Source organism: Novosphingobium sp. (assembly GCF_041915465.1).
In the GTDB taxonomy this organism is placed as follows: domain Bacteria; phylum Pseudomonadota; class Alphaproteobacteria; order Sphingomonadales; family Sphingomonadaceae; genus Novosphingobium.
The window spans coordinates 1-16,153 of the sequence record NZ_JAYSBK010000068.1; the positions used below are offsets into that span (position 1 = coordinate 1).

The following is a 16,153-nucleotide window of genomic DNA, read 5'->3' on the forward strand; positions in this document are numbered from 1 at the left end:
CCTTCCTGGACGAGCCGGAGCGCAAATCGGCATATTGCCCACCAAGCAGAAAGGCTGCCTGAACCATGCGCCACATCGCGATCATCGGCTCCGGTCCCGCAGGGTACTATACGGCCGAGGCCGCGCAGAAGCAGTGGGGCGACGAAGTTCGCGTAGACATATTCGACATGCTGCCCGTCCCCTACGGGTTGATCCGCTCGGGCGTGGCGCCCGATCATCAGTCGATCAAGGGGGTCTCGCGGCGGTATGAGGCAACCGCCCTGTCCGACAACGTCCGGTTCGTCGGCAATGTCATGATCGGCAAGGACGTCTCCGTCCCGGAGCTGCAGGGACTTTACGACGCGGTTGTGCTCGCCACGGGAGCTCCGCACGACCGCAAGATGGACCTGCCCGGCGAAAACCTGCCGGGCGTCTATGGCAGCGCGGCCTTCGTTGGCTGGTACAATGGCCATCCGATGTTTGCGGGTCTCGACCCTGACCTGTCGGGCGACACGGCGGTGGTCATCGGCATGGGCAACGTCGCGCTCGATGTGACGCGCATCCTGGCCAAGACGCGTGAGGAATTTGCCGGTAGCGATATCGTCGCCCACGCGCTCGATGTGCTGCAGACCTCGAAACTGCGCAAGATCGTGATCCTGGGCCGGCGCGGGCCTCACCAGATCATGATGACGCCCAAGGAACTGGGCGAACTTTCGCACCTGACCCGCGCCGCGCCGCGCGTCGATCCGCTCGACCTGCCTGAGGAAGGCGAGGACGCCTTCCTTGAGCCGGGCCTGCGCAAGTCGGTCAGCCACCTGCGCAGCTTCGCCGCGATCCCCGAAAGCCATTATGGTGACACCCCGATCGAGGTCGAATTCGATTTCTTCGCCAGTCCCAAGGCGATCCTTGGCACCGACAAGGTCGAGGGGATCGAGGTGGAACGCACCAAGGTCGAAGCCGGCCGCGCGGTCGGCACGGGCGACACCTATACGATCCCGGCCGGGCTGATCGTCTGCTGCATCGGCTACCAGACCTCTCGCATTCCCGATGTGCCGTTCGACGAACGAGCTGGCCGCTTCGCCAATGACGAGGGGCGGATCCTCCCCGGGCTGTACTGCGTCGGTTGGGCGCGGCGCGGCCCCTCGGGCACGATCGGCACGAATCGGCCCGATGGGTTCTCGGTGATCGAAAAGATCGGCGAGGATATTGCGGCCGGCATCCTGGGTCATGGCGGCAAGCAGGGCCGCGCCGGCTTTGACGAACTGGCCGCCGCGCGCGGACTCGACGTCGTCACCTTCCGCGACTGGAAGAAGATCGAAGCCGAGGAAGAACGCCGGGCCCGCGATGACGCTCCGCGTGAAAAGTTCGTCGTGGTAGATGAAATGATCCGCGCGCGCGAAGGCTAAACTGCGGCCGGACGGCTCGCGCTTATCAATTCTTCACCATGCCGCAGCTAGGGTTCCTGACGGGGACCAGATGCAGACAAATCGCTTTCACACGCTTGATGCCTTGCGCGGTGCCGCGGCGATCGCCGTGATGCTCTATCACGCGGGCGCTGACTCGCCCCTGGTTACGGCGCGCGGCTATCTTGCCGCCGACCTGTTCTTTGCGCTCAGCGGGTTTGTCCTGGCCAATGCCTATGAGGCGCGGCTTGCAGCTGGCATGAGCGTGAGTGCGTTCTTCAAGGCGCGGCTGCGCCGGATCTATCCGATGTTCTGGCTGGGAGCATTGACCGGCTATTTGCTGTGGCCGGGCAGTGTCCTCGTCTTTCTGATGATCCCGACCCCGTCCGAAGGCGGAATGCTGTTCAGCAACAACGTACCGCTCTGGTCCTTGCTGTTCGAACTGGTCGTCAACCTTGCCTGGGCGCAGTTGGCAATCAACCTGCCCTTGCGGCGGCTTGCGATCGTGCTGACAGCAGCTGGCGCGCTCTTCCTGCCCTTCGTCTTCATCGAGGGGCACGCGGACCTCGGCGCATTCTGGTCGACGGCGCTGATCGGTCTGGCGCGAACCTGCTTTTCCTTCACGTTCGGCGTGATCCTGTTCCGGCTGTTCAAACGCAGCGGCAGTGTCCGCCAATATGGCGCGCGCGGGTGGCTGCTGCTGCCGCTGCTGATCGCGATCCTTGTCCCGGCGACCAATGTCCGCGCGCTTGCCGATGCCGCAACCTTGTGCCTGGCCCTGCCCCTGATCGTCTGGCTCGGCGCACGCTGGGAAGTCTCCTCCGGCGCCCTTGCGGACCGGATCGGCGGAATTTCGTTTCCGCTCTATTGCATTCACGCGCCAATCATTGCGCTCGGGCGCGGCTCACCGGCTACCATCGCCATCATGTGCGGCGTGCTGGTCGCCGTCGCCATGCTGTTCGATCGCTTCTACGATCGCCCCATCCAGGCATGGTTTCGTCGCATCACAGGTGCGGCTCGTCGGGACAGCGCTATGCTGGCTTAAACAAAACTGTAAAAAAATCGGTGGAGACTTCCGGACCGATGGCTCGACCGGCCTTCGATTCCGGAGGGCGCCTAATTCATTACGTAACAATGATGTGGGTAGTGTGCAAAGGACTAGCCAAACTGATGCCTAACCCTAATCCAATACTTCGCACCCTCGACAATATCCTGAGGCTTCCGCCGCTGTTCGAAGAATTCAATTCGCAATTCGAGGTAAGCGGCAAAGAGTATCGATACCGCTTCCTGCGCAGGGGTCCGGCCTTTGCCGTCAGCCGCGAACAGCGGGACGCCTTTCGCAAGGCCGGGCAAAACACCTTGCGCTGGATTTTCGGTGGCGGAGCCGCTGGCTGCATTGCGCTGATCGCTGCCTTTCTCGAATATTATCGCCGCACGAAGGTGGAAGAGCCGGTTGCGATCCCGCTTGCGATAATTCTGCTCATCGTGGTTACCGCCGCAGGACTGGTCTGGCTTGGCGCGCGCCTGGCGATGCGCCTGCCGGAACGCCAGCTCCGGGCGGCGGGCGTGGAGCCCGAAGCACCGCCGCTCAAGCGGCTGGAAGTTCAACCGGCACGCTTGCGTGGGATCTTCGACAGGTTTGGTAGCTGAACGCAATTGTCGGGGCAGCTTCCTGCTGCCCCTTGCCCACTCTCCAGCTCCGTGATTTAATCGGACAATTAAAGCGTGACCCGGCGTGAGAGTCGCGCATCTGGAGAGAGAACCCATGCCTGCTTACGACCTGATCATTCGCGGCGGTACCATCGTCGATGGCACCGGGGCTCCACGATTTGCTGGTGATGTGGCGATCAAGGACGGGCTGATTGTCGCGGTCGGCACGGTCCATGGCGATGCCGCCCAGGAAATCGACGCGAACGGGCGGGTCGTCGCTCCGGGCTGGGTCGATATTCACACGCATTACGATGGCCAGGCCACCTGGGATCAGGAAATGGCTCCGTCGAGCTGGCACGGTGTGACAACGGTCGTCATGGGCAACTGCGGCGTCGGCTTCGCCCCTGCCGCGCCAGACCGGCATGACTGGCTGATTGGCCTGATGGAAGGGGTGGAAGACATCCCCGGCACCGCCCTTGCCGAAGGCATGAAGTGGGACTGGGAGACTTTCCCCGAATATCTCGATGCGCTCGAACGTCTGCCCCGCAGCGTCGACGTGGCCACCCACGTCCCTCACGGCGCGGTGCGCGCCTATGTGCTGGGTGATCGCGAACAGCCCGGCGCCATTCCCACCGCCGAAGACATCGCGAAAATGGCCCAGATCGTAGAGGAAGGCGTGCGCGCCGGTGCGCTTGGCTTTTCGACGAGCCGTACCGTGCTGCACCGCTCGGTCGACGGCGAACTGGTTCCCGGCACGACTGCCACAGCCGAAGAGCTGATCGCGATTGGCCGAGCGATGGGCAATGTCGGCCACGGGGTGTTCGAGCTCGCCAGCGACCTCAAGCGTGAGTGGAACGAATTCGGCTGGATGGGTGCGCTTAGCCGTGAAACCGGCCTGCCGGTGGTCTTCGCCGCGCTTCAGTCGATCGCCAAGGAGCAGCCGCTTTCCGAGCAGATCGACAACATGCGTGCAGAAAACGACAATGGCGCCAATATCGTCGCCGCGATCGCGTTGCGCGGCAACGGCATCATCATGGCCTGGCAGGGCACGGTCCATCCCTTCCGGATGCGGCCCAGTTGGCAGACCATCGCCGAGCTGCCGTGGGACCAGCAGCGCGCCAAACTGCTCGATCCGGCCTTCAAGGCCCAACTGCTTGCGGAAGCCAACGACTATAGCCAGGTTCCCGAAGGCATCATGGGCATCGCCGTGGCAATCAGCGCCGGCTGGGGCATGCAGTTCGAAATGGACGACGATTTCGACTACGAGCCGGGCACCGACGCAACCATCGCCGCGCGCGCCGCGGCCAAGGGCGTGACGCCGGACGAATATGCCTATGACCTGCTCTGCGCCAACGGTGCCACGGGCTTCATCTACCTGCCGATCCTGAACTACGCCGACGGCAACCTCGATTTCCTCGAAGCACTCCAGGCAAGCGATGACTGCGTCAACGCCCTGTCCGACGGCGGCGCGCATTGCGGCACGATCTGCGATGCTGCCAGCCCGACCTTCATGCTTCAGCACTGGGTGCGTGACCGCAAGCGCGGTGATCGCCTTACGCTTGAACACGCGGTCAAGCGCCAGTGCCTTGATACGGCGCGGCTTTATGGCCTGGATGATCGCGGCGTGATTGCGCCGGGCTACATCGCCGACCTCAACGTGATCGACTTTGAAAACCTGAAGTTGCTGCGCCCGTGGCTGGCTTTTGACCTTCCTGCTGGCGGCAAGCGTCTGTTGCAGAAGGCCGAAGGCTATGACTGCACGATCAAGGGCGGCGTGGTTACCTTCCGCAAGGGTGAATGGACAGGTGCGACCCCGGGCGGTCTGATCCGCGGCCCGCAGCGCGCCGACATGCTGGAGGCCGCCGAATGAGCATTGCCGCAATCCGCGTCGGCTCGCCTGCCGGGCTCGACAATCTCGTCGCGAGCACCCTGCCCGATCCCGGCCAGCCGGGCCCCGGTGAGATCCGTGTGAAGCTGCAGGCCAGTTCGCTCAATTTCCACGACTTTGCCGTGGTCATGGGAATGATCCCGGCCGAGGCGGGCCGCATTCCGATGTCGGACGGCGCTGGCGTGGTCGAAGCGGTGGGCGAAGGAGTCACACAGTTCAAGGTGGGCGACACCGTTACCTCGATCTTCTTCCCCGACTGGATCGATGGCGCGCCGCCCGCAACTGCCTTCACCCGGGTTCCTGGCGACGGGATCGACGGATATGCCCGCGAAGCCGTGGTCACGCCCGAGCATTGGTTCACCCGCGTCCCCACGGGCTATTCGGCCGCAGAGGCGGCCACGCTCACCTGCGCCGGGCTGACCGCATGGCGCGCGCTGTTTGTCGATGGTGCGGTCAAGCCCGGCTCGACCGTGTTGATCCAGGGCAGCGGCGGGGTTTCGGTGTTCGCGCTGCAATTTGCCAAGGCTGCGGGCGCGCGAGTGATCGCGACCTCGTCGTCGGATGCCAAGCTGGAACGGCTCAAGGCGCTCGGCGCGGATGAGTTGATCAATTACAAGACGACGCCCGAATGGGGCGCGAAGGCACTGGAATTGACCGGCGGGGTCGGAGTGGACACGGTGGTTGAAATCGGCGGCTCGGGCACGCTTGACCAGTCGATGGTGGCAACCCGCGTGGGCGGGCACGTCGCGTTGATCGGTGTCCTGGCTGGCTTTGCCGGACCGGTCCAGACCGCGCTGCTTATGGCCAAGAATCTGCGCGTTCAGGGCCTGACCGTGGGTAGCCGCAACCAGCAGCTCGACATGATTGCCGGGATCGAAGCGAACGGGATCAGGCCCATCATTTCCGATCACTTCCCGCTGGCGAAGCTCGGCGAAGCCTTCAAACATCAGGCCGCCAACGCCCACTTCGGCAAGATCGTGGTCGACATCTAAACGTAAAGGGCCTTCCGCCCGGTTCTGGCGGAAGGCCCTTCGTTATTTTCGAAAAACAGCCGGGTCTTAGTGACCGGACTCTTGCAGGCTGTTGCCCCAGGCCGACATGCGGCCTCCGAAATCCTTCATCCGGGTCAGACAGGCATCGCCGATCTGATCCATCTTCGGCGTGATCGAGGAGATGTACTGCGGGGTCATCCCGTCCTCGAAGTTCTTGCCCGTTGCACCTTCCCACCGGCCGATGAACCAGGTCATCACCAGACCAAAGCCGTTGGCAACTTCCGGATCATCGGAGTTGCCGGAAACCTGCGCGGCCCAAATCGCGCAATTCAGATCGTCGGTGGGCGTCGTCTTGACCGGCGCGGCTTTGGCCGTAACCGGAAACGAAGCGGCAATGGCGGCAGCAATCAGGAACTTGCGCATAAGGATCACACTCGCATCGGCATGAGGACGTAGAGCGCCGGGCTCTTGTCGTCCTGACGGATCAGGGTCGGCGCGCCAGCATCGGCCAGGTGCAGTTCCACCGTATCGCCTTCGACCTGGCTCAGGATATCCTTCAGGTAATTGGCATTGAAGCCAATTTCGAAGGGCTGCGAGCTATAGTCAGCCGGCACTTCTTCGGCCGCGGTGCCGTTGTCGGGCGAGGTGACCGACAGCGTGACCTTGTCGTTGTCGAGCGCCATCTTGACCGCGCGGGTCTTTTCGGTGGCGATGGTGGCGACGCGGTCCACCCCTTCATAGAAGCTCTTGGGATCGAGCTTGAGCAGCTTGTCGTTACCCGTCGGGATCACGCGGCTGTAATCGGGGAACGTACCGTCGATCAGCTTGCTGGTCAGGACCACGCCGCTCTGCCCGCCCAGGGTGAAGCGGATCTTGCTGGCCGAAAGGTCGATCAGCACATTGGTGTCGAGCGCTTCTTCGAGCAGCTTGCGCAGTTCAGCCACGCATTTGCGCGGCACGATCACGTCGGGCATGCCTTCGGCGCCGTCGGGACGAGGAATCGTGAAGCGGGCCAGGCGATGGCCGTCGGTCGCCGCGGCCTTCAGATCCTCATCCGTGACGTGCAGGAAGATGCCGTTGAGGTAATAGCGGGTTTCCTCGGTGCTGATCGCGAACCGGGTGCGATCGATCATCTGGGCGAGCAGGCTGGCCGGCAGTTCGAAGCTGGTCGGCAGGTCGCCTTCAACGATCACCGGGAAATCGTCACGCGGCAGGGTCGGCAGGCTGAATCGGCTGCGCCCGGCCTTGACGGCCATCCGCCCCTCGGCGGTTTCGAGGCTGACCTGGCTGCCATCGGGCAGCTTGCGCGCGATATCGAAAAGCAGATGGGCCGAAACGGTGATGGCACCGGGGCTTTCGACCGAAACCGCGCTCATCGTTTCCACGACCTGCAGGTCAAGGTCGGTCGCCATGATCCGTACCGTGCCATCGCCCGAAGCTTCGATCAGCACGTTCGACAGGATCGGAATGGTGTTGCGGCGTTCAACTACGGACTGCACGTGCGACAGGCACTTGAGAAGAGTCGCGCGTTCGATGGTGGCCTTCATGGTCAGCTCATGTCCCCCCAAGACGCGGATGGCGGAATCGCCCGCCGCGCCGTCAGTTACGGTCCATATTCCTTAAAGCAAGGCTGGGATGCGGCAAGCCGGGAGCGCCAAGGACGTCCCGAATCTGTGCATAAATTGCCCGAAAACCGAGCTTTCATCATTCAATCAAGCGCAGCGAGGTCCTCAACCAGCCCGTCCTGGGCACCCGTATAGATACCGATCAGCCCAAACACCTCGTCCGGCGCGTTGGCGAGTGAAAACCCCTTGGCCGACAGCGCGCGGTCGATCTCGGCTACCTTGGCGTCAGTCAGATCGCCATAGGCCCGGCTCGGCATTCCCGGCCCATAACCAAGCACGGCATTAAGCGCGTCCATCGGCACCCCGGCCTTGGTCAGGCGGCGCACGAGTTCGTCGCGCACCAGGATGTCAAGGACGAAGGTGATATAGGCGCTCTGCTGAGCCGCGGGCAGATTGGTCTGCGTGGCACAGGCGGTGGCGACCTTGTCGATCTGCGAAAACAGCTCTTCGACGTCGGAATCCTTGGTGTTGCCATTCATGACGGCATCGATCAGCCCCGGAGCCAGGCTGGCCGGGGCAGTCTTGCCGGGGCAATCGATCTGATCCTTGGTCAGCGCCAGAGCCGGGCTGGCCAACAGCAACGCTGTCGCCGCAAGCCCCTTGACGATCATCCGCATAACAAACCTCCCGACGCCTCACCCTGACAAGGATGCCGAATAAGGCGCGGGATGGAAAGCAACTTTACGAAATCATCGCCATGCCGCCGTTGACGTGCAGAGTCTGCCCGGTGACGTAACCGGCCTCCTTGCTGGCAAGATAGGCGACGGCTGCGCCAATGTCTTCGCCCTCGCCCATGCGGCCCATCGGGATGCGGGCGTTGAGCGCGTCCTTCTGGGCATCGGGCAGCACGTCGGTCATCGCGGTGCGGATGAAGCCGGGAGCGACGCAGTTGACGGTGATCCCGCGGCTGGCGACTTCCTGCCCCAGCGACTTCGACATGCCGACGAGACCGGCCTTGGCGGCGGCATAGTTGACCTGCCCGGGATTGCCGGTGGCACCGACCACCGAGGTGATCGTGATGATCCGCCCATGACGCGCCTTCATCATCGGCTTGCAGGCGGCGCGCATCAGGCGGAAAGCGGCTTCAAGGTTGACGCGGATCACCGCATCCCATTCCTCGTCCTTCATCCGCATGGCGAGGTTATCGCGCGTGATCCCGGCGTTGTTCACCAGGATGTCGATCTTGCCGAGCGTATCGACCGTGGCGGGCACGAGGTGCTCCACCTGCTCGCTGTTCGACAGGTCGCAGGTGATCTCGACATGGTCGTGACCATAGGTGTCGTTCAGTTCCTCGCGGAAGGCGCGCAGCTTGCCCGGATTGGTTCCCGACAGCGCCAGGCGCGCGCCCTGCCGGGCCAGTGCATGGCTGATCGCCGAGCCGATGCCGCCAGCGGCGCCGGTTACAAGGGCGGTCATGCCGGTAAGGTCGAACATGCGATTTTCCATGACTTTAGAGCTCCTTGATGAGGGCTTCGATATCGGCCATGCCGACCACGCTGGTAACGGTGACGTCGGAAACGCAGCGCCCGATCATGGGCCCGAGCACCTTGCCGCCGAGTTCGACGAACTGGTCCACACCGGCCGCCTGCATCGCGATCACGCTTTCGCGCCAGCGCACCCGGCCGCAGACCTGCTCGACCAGCAGGCGCTGGACTTCGGCGGGATCGCTGACCACCGATGCGGTGACATTGGCGAACAGCGGCACGCGCGGCGCGGCGGGCGGAGTCTTGCCCAGCGCCTCTGCCATCGCATCGGCAGCCGGCTGCATCAGCGAGCAATGGAACGGCGCGGAAACCGGCAGCAGCACCCCACGCTTGATCCCGTGATCCTTGACCAGCGCAATCGCGCGCTCGATCGCGCCCTTGTGGCCCGAAAGCACGACCTGCGACGGATCGTTGTCATTGGCGACGGTGCAGACCTCACCCTCGGCCGCAGCGTCGGCCAGCGCCTGCGCCTTGTCGATATCGGCACCGAGCAGCGCGCACATCGCGCCCACGCCGACCGGCACGGCGGCCTGCATCGCCTGCCCGCGCAGCTTGAGCAGGCGGGCGGTGTCCGCCAGGCTGAACGCCCCGGCGGCGCACAGCGCGGTATATTCACCAAGGCTGTGACCGGCGACGAAATCGCACTTGTCGGCCAGCGCAATCCCGCCTTCCTGTTCCAGCACGCGCAGCACGGCGATGGCATTGGCCATGATCGCGGGCTGGGCATTCTCGGTCAGGGTCAGCGCGTCTTCCGGCCCTTCGCGCATGATTGCGGAGAGCTTTTGCCCGAGCGCATCATCGACTTCCTCAAACACGGCGCGCGCGGCCGCGCTGGCCTGAGCCAATTCGACACCCATGCCAACCTTCTGGCTGCCCTGCCCCGGAAAAACGAATGCACGCATGACTAATCCTCCTGTCGGCCGCGCGGTTATTGCCCCGCGCCCGCTCCCGCAAGCCCGAAGGGCACAATCTTGTTGTCGATATCGTGGCCGATGTCGGCCCGGCCAAGGTAGGGAATGGCGTGGCGCTGGCACCAGAACTGGGCGATTTCCTCAACCTCGGCACCGAACGGACGGTCGTTTTCCGGCACGTCGCTGACCCGGCCAAGCCGCAGCCCCGCGATCCCGCCAAGGTGCGCGCTGAGGTGGAAAAGCAGACGGTCGACCGCATAGAGGTGCTCGCTGACCTCCTCGATCAGCACGACATGGCCCGCCAGCCCCGGCATCAAGGGCGTGCCGCAGAGCATCGCCAGCGTCATCAGGTTGAAGGCGGCGACGGGATGCCCGTCCAGCCCCGGCTCGAGGCCAGCGCGGTCACCAGACAGGTAGCCGAGCGTTCGGCGCACCGCCGCTTCGCCCCCTTCCCGGCGAATGTCGCCCGGCATCGGCGCATGAACCTGCCGCCCGATCCGCTGACGATAAAGCGCGCCCAGCAGCGTTCCGGCATCCGAATAGCCAAGGTAGGTCTTGTTCGCAGCCTCGGGCGACAGCAGGCTAAGCGCGTCTTCCGCGATCCGCACCGCGCCATAGCCGCCACGCACGAACCACACCGCATCGAACATCGGATCGTTGGCACATTCCACGAAAGCCTCGCGGCGCAGGTCGTCAGGCCCGGCGAAGTGGCCGAAAACCGCGAAACATTGCGGGTGGAAGTGCAAATCGAGGCCGGGATACTCTTCATGCGCCAGCGCGATCACGCGCGCGGCATCCTCGGGCGTGAACGGCGTGGACGGAGCACAGATCGCGACGCGGGACATATCGCTTCCTAACCCGGTTGCGCGGCGGCGCAAGGGCGCATACCGGAGAGAGCATGAGCGTCCTTACCGAGCACCCCTGGTTCTTCTGCGGCATTGGCGGATCGGGCATGCTGCCCCTCGCCCTGATCCTGAAAGGCGCGGGAGCGCGGGTGGCAGGGTCCGACCGCAGCCGCGACCAGGGCCGCACGCCGGAAAAGTTCGCCTGGCTGGAAAGCCTGGGCTTCAAGTTGCACCCACAGGACGGCAGCGGGATCACCTCCGCCGATCAGGTGCTGGTGGCCTCGGCAGCGGTGGAAGACACCGTGCCAGAAATGGTCCGCGCCCGCGAGCTCGGCTGCGCGCGGATGAGCCGCGCCGAATTGCTCTCGCGCCTGTTCAACGCCGCGCCCGCTCGCGTCGCCATCGGCGGCACGAGCGGCAAGAGCACGGTCACCGGCATGGCGGGCTGGATCATGACCGAGGCTGGCCGCGATCCCACGATCATGAACGGCGCGGTGATGAAGAACTTCGCCCGTCCCGACGCCCCCTTCGCTTCGGCACGGGTCGGGTCTGGCGGCGTGTTCGTATCAGAGGTGGATGAGAGCGACGGTTCGATCGCGCTCTACAACCCCACGGTCGCGGTGCTGGGCAATGTCAGCCTTGACCACAAGAGCCTTGAGGAACTGCGCGACCTGTTCGGGGACTTCCTGTCCCGAGCGGACGTTTCCGCGATCAATCTCGACGATGCGGAGACCGCCGCACTGGCCGGGCGCGCCCGTTCGCTGGTCACGTTTGGCGTCGTCAGCGAGGAAGCGATGATCGGCGTGATGCCGGGGTCGATTGCCGAAGGGCCGACGAGCCTTTCGGCAGACGTGATCGACCGCCGCGATGGATCTGTCCACGCCCTGCGAATGAAAGTGCCCGGACGTCACAACCTTTACAACGCGCTCGCTGCGCTTGCCGCTTGCAATGCCGCCGGGGTGCCGCTGACAGAAGGCGTGGCCGCACTCAGCGGCTTTGCTGGACTTGCGCGCCGCTTCGACATCGTCGGCTCCAGCCCCTCGGGCATTACCGTGATCGACGATTTCGGCCATAACCCGGACAAGGTATCCGCCACTCTGGCGACGCTGAAAGCGCACCCCGGCCGCGTGATCGCCTTCTTCCAGCCGCATGGCTACGGCCCGCTGCGCCAGATGGGCCGCGAACTGGCCGAAGTCTTTGCGGCCAAGCTCGGTCCGGACGACCTCACGATCCTGTGCGATCCGGTCTATTTCGGCGGCACGGTCGATCGTAGCGAAGGCAGCGAACGGATCGTTCGTTTGATCGGCGAGGCTGGCGGCAAGGCGGAACATATCCCCTCGCGCGATGACTGTGCCGCGCGGATTGCCACGCTCGCCCGTCCCGGCGACCGGATCGTGGTGATGGGTGCGCGCGACGATACGCTGACGCTGTTCGCGCGCGACCTGCTGGCACGGCTGCCCTGAATCAGGCGCGCTTGGCGAAAAGCTTCTGTCCGGCGTGGAGAATGAGCGCCACCACGGCGCCTGACAATGCCCCGGCCAGCGCAGAGGCCAGCGCATAGCTGAACCAGCCCAGCACGCCGCCAAGCGGGCCTGTCGCCTCCTCGACCCAATGTTGCAGGCCATGCGCCAATTCGGCGGGGGCATGGAGCCCCAGCACCTCCGCACCGTGCAGCAGGATGCCGCCGCCGACCCACAGCATCGCTGCCGTACCGATCACCGCCAGCGCGGTGAGCACCCGCGGCATCGCGTGGAGCAGGCCGCGCCCGACAGCCTTGGCGAAGGCTGACGGCTTTTCGGCCAGGTGCAGGCCAATGTCGTCCATCTTCACGATCAAGGCGACCGCGCCATAGACTAACGCCGTTATCGCCACCCCGACGAGCGCGAGCACCGCCCCGCGCTCGACAATCGGGGTCGAGGCTATTTCCGCAAGCGCAATCGCCATGATTTCGGCGGACAGGATCAGGTCGGTCCGGATCGCGCCGGAAACGCGCTGGCGTTCGAACTCCTGCACGTCGGTGATCTGGTCTTCCAGCGTGGTGCCATGGTGCTCGCCGCCCAGCTTTTCCATGATCTTTTCCGCGCCTTCATAGCACAGGAACAGCCCGCCCAGCATCAGCAGCGGGGTCATCGCGGCGGGCAGGAACTGGCTGATCAGCAGGGCGCCGGGCAGCAGCAGAACCAGCTTGTTGAACACGCTGCCTTTCGCGATCTTCCAGATAATCGGCAGTTCGCGGTCGGGGGTGAATTCGGTGACATAGGTCGGCGTAACGGCCGCGTCGTCCACCACGACGCCAACCGCCTTGGTCCCGGCCTTGGCCGCCGCCGCGCCGACATCGTCGATAGAGGCCGCCGCAGCGCGGGCGATGACCGAAATATCGTCAAGCAGGGCAACGAGACCAGTAGGCATGAACGCAGGCTCCTTGAAGGGCAAGGAGCCTGCCTAGCCCAGCGCCGGTCCTGCCGCTAGTCGCGCAGGATCTTTTCCAGCATCACCAGCGTGGCATCGCCTTCGACGGCGTGGGGGACAAACCCCTTCTCGCGCTCAAGGTCGATCGCGGCGTGGTTTTCGCGGTCTTCGATCGAAATCACCCGGCGCAGCCCCCGATGGCGCGCCGCATCGGCGATCACGTCCAGCAGCGCCCAGCCCACCCCCTTGCCGCGCCAGTTGCTGCAAACCGAAACGGCGATCTCGCCGGTGTCGAGCGGATTGTCGCAGGCCAGCATGGCGGTCCCGATCACGGTATCGCTCGCTTCATCGAAAGCGATCCAGGTTTCGGTGCGGAAGTGATCGACTTCGACCATCGGTGCCAGCACCTGGTGGCCGACATGCTTGTGCGCCGACAGAAAGCGGAACCGGCGATCTTCATCGCTCACCCGGTCAAAGAATTCTTCGAGCAGAGGCTCGTCCGCCACGGTTACGGGGCGCACCGCAATCACCGCGCCCGAGCGGGTGCGCACTTCGATAACGGCAGGCAGGGCTTCGACGGTTTCGGTGTTCATGGCTCTAACTCCAGAAGCAATGGCACGGTGTTAGCAGGTGCAGCATGAGAGTCGTTGATATGGCTCAAGGTTGCGGAATTACTTGGCCAAGATGCTTGTCGCGATTGCACAAGTCCCGCCTGGATCTATCCGCTAGTCAATGCCGATGCCGCACCGGAACCGAGGTCTGACCAGATGCTTTTGAATCGCCGCGCCATGATCGCCGGCAGCGCCGCCGCCGCATTGCTTGCACCCGCAGCACCCGCCTCCGCCATCGTACAGGATCGCTTCCAGACATTGATGCGCCGCGTGATGGGCATGACCTGGATCGGCACTGCCCGGACCAGAAGCGATCAGTTTGTCGGCGGCGAATTCGTCTCGGCCATCGGCATGAAATTCGCGCTGGCGGAAGACTGGAGCTATCGCGGAATCATGATGGAGCAGCTCAACCTCGACAACTCGACATACACCGGTAAATTCGAGATTTCCGGGGAATGCTGGACCATCGGCGACGATGCCGGGGTTTCGATCTACAACATGCGCCTGATCGAGGGTTCGCCGCTGCCCAGTCCCTATAGCTGGGGGCCGAGCAAGGCCGATATGAAGTTCTACAACGATTCGTCGCGGCCGGGGAAATTCAGCCTGCAGGGGATCATGACCAGCCTGGAAGACGGCACGAAGTTCACCATTGCCCTCTCCAACTCCGATTAATGGCCCCTTTTTCCTTGCATTCGCGGGCCAAACCGCTAAGGGCCGCCACTTCCCGTACCTAGCGGGAAACCAAGAAAGCCGGAGGGGCCCCGCAATGGTGCGGATCAGCCAGCGATCGGTTAGATAGATAAAGGAAGCTGCCGTGGCTCTATATGAGCACGTGTTTCTGGCGCGCCAGGACCTCAGCCAGGCGCAAGTCGATGCGCTTGCCGCCACCGCCACCGAGATCGTCGAAGCAGGTCAGGGCAAGGTCACCAAGACCGAAACCTGGGGCCTCAAGAATCTCGCCTACAAGATCAAGCGCAACCGCAAGGCGCACTTCGTGATGCTCAACATCGAAGCCCCCGCGGGCGTCGTGGCCGAGCTTGAACGCCAGACCGCGATCAACGAAGACATCATCCGCTGGCTGACCGTCCGTGTCGACGAACTGGAAGCCGGCCCGTCGGTGCAGATGCGCAAGCAGGACCGCGAGCGCACCCGTCGCCGCGAACGCGAGGAGTTCTAAGTCATGGCTCGTCCGTTTTTCCGCCGCCGCAAGAGCTGCCCGTTCTCGGGCAAGAACTCGCCCAAGATCGACTACAAGGACACGCGCCTGCTTCAGAACTACATGTCTGAACGCGGCAAGATCGTGCCTTCGCGCATCACCGCCGTTTCCGCCAAGAAGCAGCGCGAACTGTCGCAGGCGATCAAGCGCGCCCGTCACCTGGGGCTGCTGCCCTACCTCGTGAAGTAAGAGAGGAGCATACCCATGGATATCATCCTCCTCGAACGCATCGAGAAGCTCGGCACGATCGGCGACGTCGTCACCGTCAAGGACGGTTACGCGCGCAATTACCTGCTGCCGAACAAGAAGGCGCTGCGTGCCAACGAAGCCAACAAGAAGGTCTTCGAAGCCAACCGCGCCAAGATCGAAGCCGACAACGCCGCCCGCCGCGGCGACGCCGAAGTCCACTCGAAGGACGTCGAAGGCAAGTCGGTCGTCCTGATCCGCGCTTCGTCGAACTCGGGCCAGCTCTATGGTTCGGTTTCGGTGCGTGACATCGTCGATGCGCTGAACGCCGAGGGCGCCAACGTGACCAAGGCGATGATCGTGCTCGAACGCCCGATCAAGACCATCGGCATCTTCGACGTGCGCGTTCAGCTGCACCCGGAAGTCGCCGTCACGGTCAAGGTCAACGTCGCCCGCTCGCCGGACGAAGCCGAACAGCAGGCCCAGGGCGTCGACGTCATTGCCGCGATGTTCGAAGACGACGCTGCCGCTGCTGCCGCGACCGACTTCACGCCCGGCAACGGTGAAGAGCTCGAAGTCGAAGCTCCGGCTGAGGGCGAAGGCGAAGCCGAAGCCTGATCGCTTCATAGCTCGCAAGAGACACGGGAAAGGGGCGCTGCGGCGCCCCTTTCTTTTTGTCGCGCATCGACAACATCATGCGCCGTGTTGAAACATTCTGACTTTGGTCTTATAAGCTGGCGATGGAAAAGACAGAAACGATCATCGCGGAATTGGTCCGCGTTTACGAAACCGCCGTTGCCACCCTCCGTTCGGACATCGCTGCCTTTGCAGCAGACGGCACCCTCCCCCCCGCTGAACGCCGCGAAACCCGCGCCTGGTGCTATCCGGAACTGCGCGTCCACTACTCCGGCGAAGAAACCCGCCCGGACCTGGCCCGTGCCTTTGGCCGCCTGG

At 64.0% G+C, this 16,153-nt stretch carries 18 protein-coding genes and 1 pseudogene; 11 read left to right on the forward strand and 8 right to left on the reverse strand.

The window, feature by feature from the left end; translation table 11 throughout:
* The first annotated feature begins 65 nt into the window (after positions 1 to 65).
* From ACE3SN_RS11725 to ACE3SN_RS11745, 5 genes are all read left to right on the forward strand, one after another.
* Positions 66 to 1,385, forward strand: a complete 1,320-nt coding sequence (locus tag ACE3SN_RS11725) for an FAD-dependent oxidoreductase (protein WP_374530221.1) — start codon at positions 66 to 68, stop codon at positions 1,383 to 1,385.
* A gap of 70 nt (positions 1,386 to 1,455) precedes the next feature.
* A complete protein-coding gene (locus ACE3SN_RS11730) occupies positions 1,456 to 2,427 on the forward strand; it encodes an acyltransferase family protein (RefSeq protein ID WP_374530223.1) in 972 nt (323 codons plus the stop codon).
* Positions 2,428 to 2,465: 38 nt separating this feature from the next.
* Positions 2,466 to 3,032, forward strand: a complete 567-nt coding sequence (locus ACE3SN_RS11735) for a hypothetical protein (RefSeq protein WP_374530225.1) — start codon at positions 2,466 to 2,468, stop codon at positions 3,030 to 3,032.
* A 115-nt stretch (positions 3,033 to 3,147) separates the two neighbouring features.
* A complete protein-coding gene (locus ACE3SN_RS11740; RefSeq protein ID WP_374530227.1) occupies positions 3,148 to 4,902 on the forward strand; it encodes an amidohydrolase family protein in 1,755 nt (584 codons plus the stop codon).
* Positions 4,899 to 5,912, forward strand: a complete 1,014-nt coding sequence (locus ACE3SN_RS11745) for an NAD(P)-dependent alcohol dehydrogenase (protein WP_374530229.1) — start codon at positions 4,899 to 4,901, stop codon at positions 5,910 to 5,912. The genes ACE3SN_RS11740 and ACE3SN_RS11745 overlap by 4 nt, the downstream gene beginning before the upstream one ends.
* Before the next feature lie 66 nt (positions 5,913 to 5,978).
* On the opposite strand, the gene ACE3SN_RS11750 is transcribed toward ACE3SN_RS11745, so the two are convergent.
* From ACE3SN_RS11750 to ACE3SN_RS11775, 6 genes are all read right to left on the reverse strand, one after another.
* Complete coding sequence (locus ACE3SN_RS11750; protein ID WP_374530231.1) at positions 5,979 to 6,344, reverse strand: hypothetical protein; 366 nt, start codon at positions 6,342 to 6,344, stop codon at positions 5,979 to 5,981.
* A complete protein-coding gene (gene dnaN, locus ACE3SN_RS11755) occupies positions 6,341 to 7,459 on the reverse strand; it encodes a DNA polymerase III subunit beta (protein WP_374530232.1) in 1,119 nt (372 codons plus the stop codon). The genes ACE3SN_RS11750 and dnaN overlap by 4 nt, the downstream gene beginning before the upstream one ends.
* Before the next feature lie 161 nt (positions 7,460 to 7,620).
* Positions 7,621 to 8,154 (reverse strand): hypothetical protein, encoded by a 534-nt coding sequence (locus tag ACE3SN_RS11760; RefSeq protein WP_374530234.1) that lies wholly within the window; start codon positions 8,152 to 8,154, stop codon positions 7,621 to 7,623.
* 64 nt (positions 8,155 to 8,218) lie between these two features.
* Complete coding sequence (fabG, locus tag ACE3SN_RS11765; protein ID WP_374530252.1) at positions 8,219 to 8,971, reverse strand: 3-oxoacyl-[acyl-carrier-protein] reductase; 753 nt, start codon at positions 8,969 to 8,971, stop codon at positions 8,219 to 8,221.
* 16 nt (positions 8,972 to 8,987) lie between these two features.
* Positions 8,988 to 9,923 (reverse strand): ACP S-malonyltransferase, encoded by a 936-nt coding sequence (fabD, locus tag ACE3SN_RS11770; protein WP_374530236.1) that lies wholly within the window; start codon positions 9,921 to 9,923, stop codon positions 8,988 to 8,990.
* A gap of 26 nt (positions 9,924 to 9,949) precedes the next feature.
* Positions 9,950 to 10,777, reverse strand: coding sequence for an LD-carboxypeptidase (locus ACE3SN_RS11775; protein ID WP_374530237.1), 828 nt, complete (start codon positions 10,775 to 10,777; stop codon positions 9,950 to 9,952).
* A gap of 53 nt (positions 10,778 to 10,830) precedes the next feature.
* Between ACE3SN_RS11775 and ACE3SN_RS11780 the strand changes: the two genes are divergently transcribed.
* Entirely contained in the window at positions 10,831 to 12,240 is a 1,410-nt protein-coding gene (locus ACE3SN_RS11780) for a glutamate ligase domain-containing protein (RefSeq protein WP_374530239.1), read from the forward strand.
* Position 12,241: 1 nt separating this feature from the next.
* Here the strand turns inward: ACE3SN_RS11780 and ACE3SN_RS11785 are convergent, their stop codons facing one another.
* Both ACE3SN_RS11785 and ACE3SN_RS11790 read right to left on the reverse strand, forming a co-directional pair.
* Positions 12,242 to 13,186, reverse strand: a complete 945-nt coding sequence (locus tag ACE3SN_RS11785; protein WP_374530240.1) for a DUF808 domain-containing protein — start codon at positions 13,184 to 13,186, stop codon at positions 12,242 to 12,244.
* 56 nt (positions 13,187 to 13,242) lie between these two features.
* Positions 13,243 to 13,779 carry an N-acetyltransferase family protein gene (locus ACE3SN_RS11790; RefSeq protein ID WP_374530242.1) on the reverse strand — a complete coding sequence of 179 codons (537 nt, stop codon included), beginning with the start codon at positions 13,777 to 13,779 and terminating at the stop codon, positions 13,243 to 13,245.
* Between the two features lie 174 nt (positions 13,780 to 13,953).
* On the opposite strand from ACE3SN_RS11790, the gene ACE3SN_RS11795 reads away from it, so the two are divergent.
* From ACE3SN_RS11795 to ACE3SN_RS11815, 5 genes and pseudogenes are all read left to right on the forward strand, one after another.
* Positions 13,954 to 14,469, forward strand: a complete 516-nt coding sequence (locus tag ACE3SN_RS11795; protein ID WP_374530244.1) for a hypothetical protein — start codon at positions 13,954 to 13,956, stop codon at positions 14,467 to 14,469.
* 142 nt (positions 14,470 to 14,611) lie between these two features.
* Positions 14,612 to 14,974, forward strand: coding sequence for a 30S ribosomal protein S6 (gene rpsF, locus ACE3SN_RS11800; protein ID WP_374530246.1), 363 nt, complete (start codon positions 14,612 to 14,614; stop codon positions 14,972 to 14,974).
* A gap of 3 nt (positions 14,975 to 14,977) precedes the next feature.
* On the forward strand, positions 14,978 to 15,202 hold the full coding sequence (gene rpsR, locus ACE3SN_RS11805; RefSeq protein WP_374530248.1) for a 30S ribosomal protein S18: 225 nt from the start codon (positions 14,978 to 14,980) through the stop codon (positions 15,200 to 15,202).
* A gap of 15 nt (positions 15,203 to 15,217) precedes the next feature.
* Positions 15,218 to 15,817 (forward strand): 50S ribosomal protein L9, encoded by a 600-nt coding sequence (gene rplI, locus ACE3SN_RS11810; protein ID WP_374530250.1) that lies wholly within the window; start codon positions 15,218 to 15,220, stop codon positions 15,815 to 15,817.
* A 122-nt stretch (positions 15,818 to 15,939) separates the two neighbouring features.
* Positions 15,940 to 16,153: pseudogene (locus tag ACE3SN_RS11815) on the forward strand (AMP nucleosidase); the annotation flags it as partial.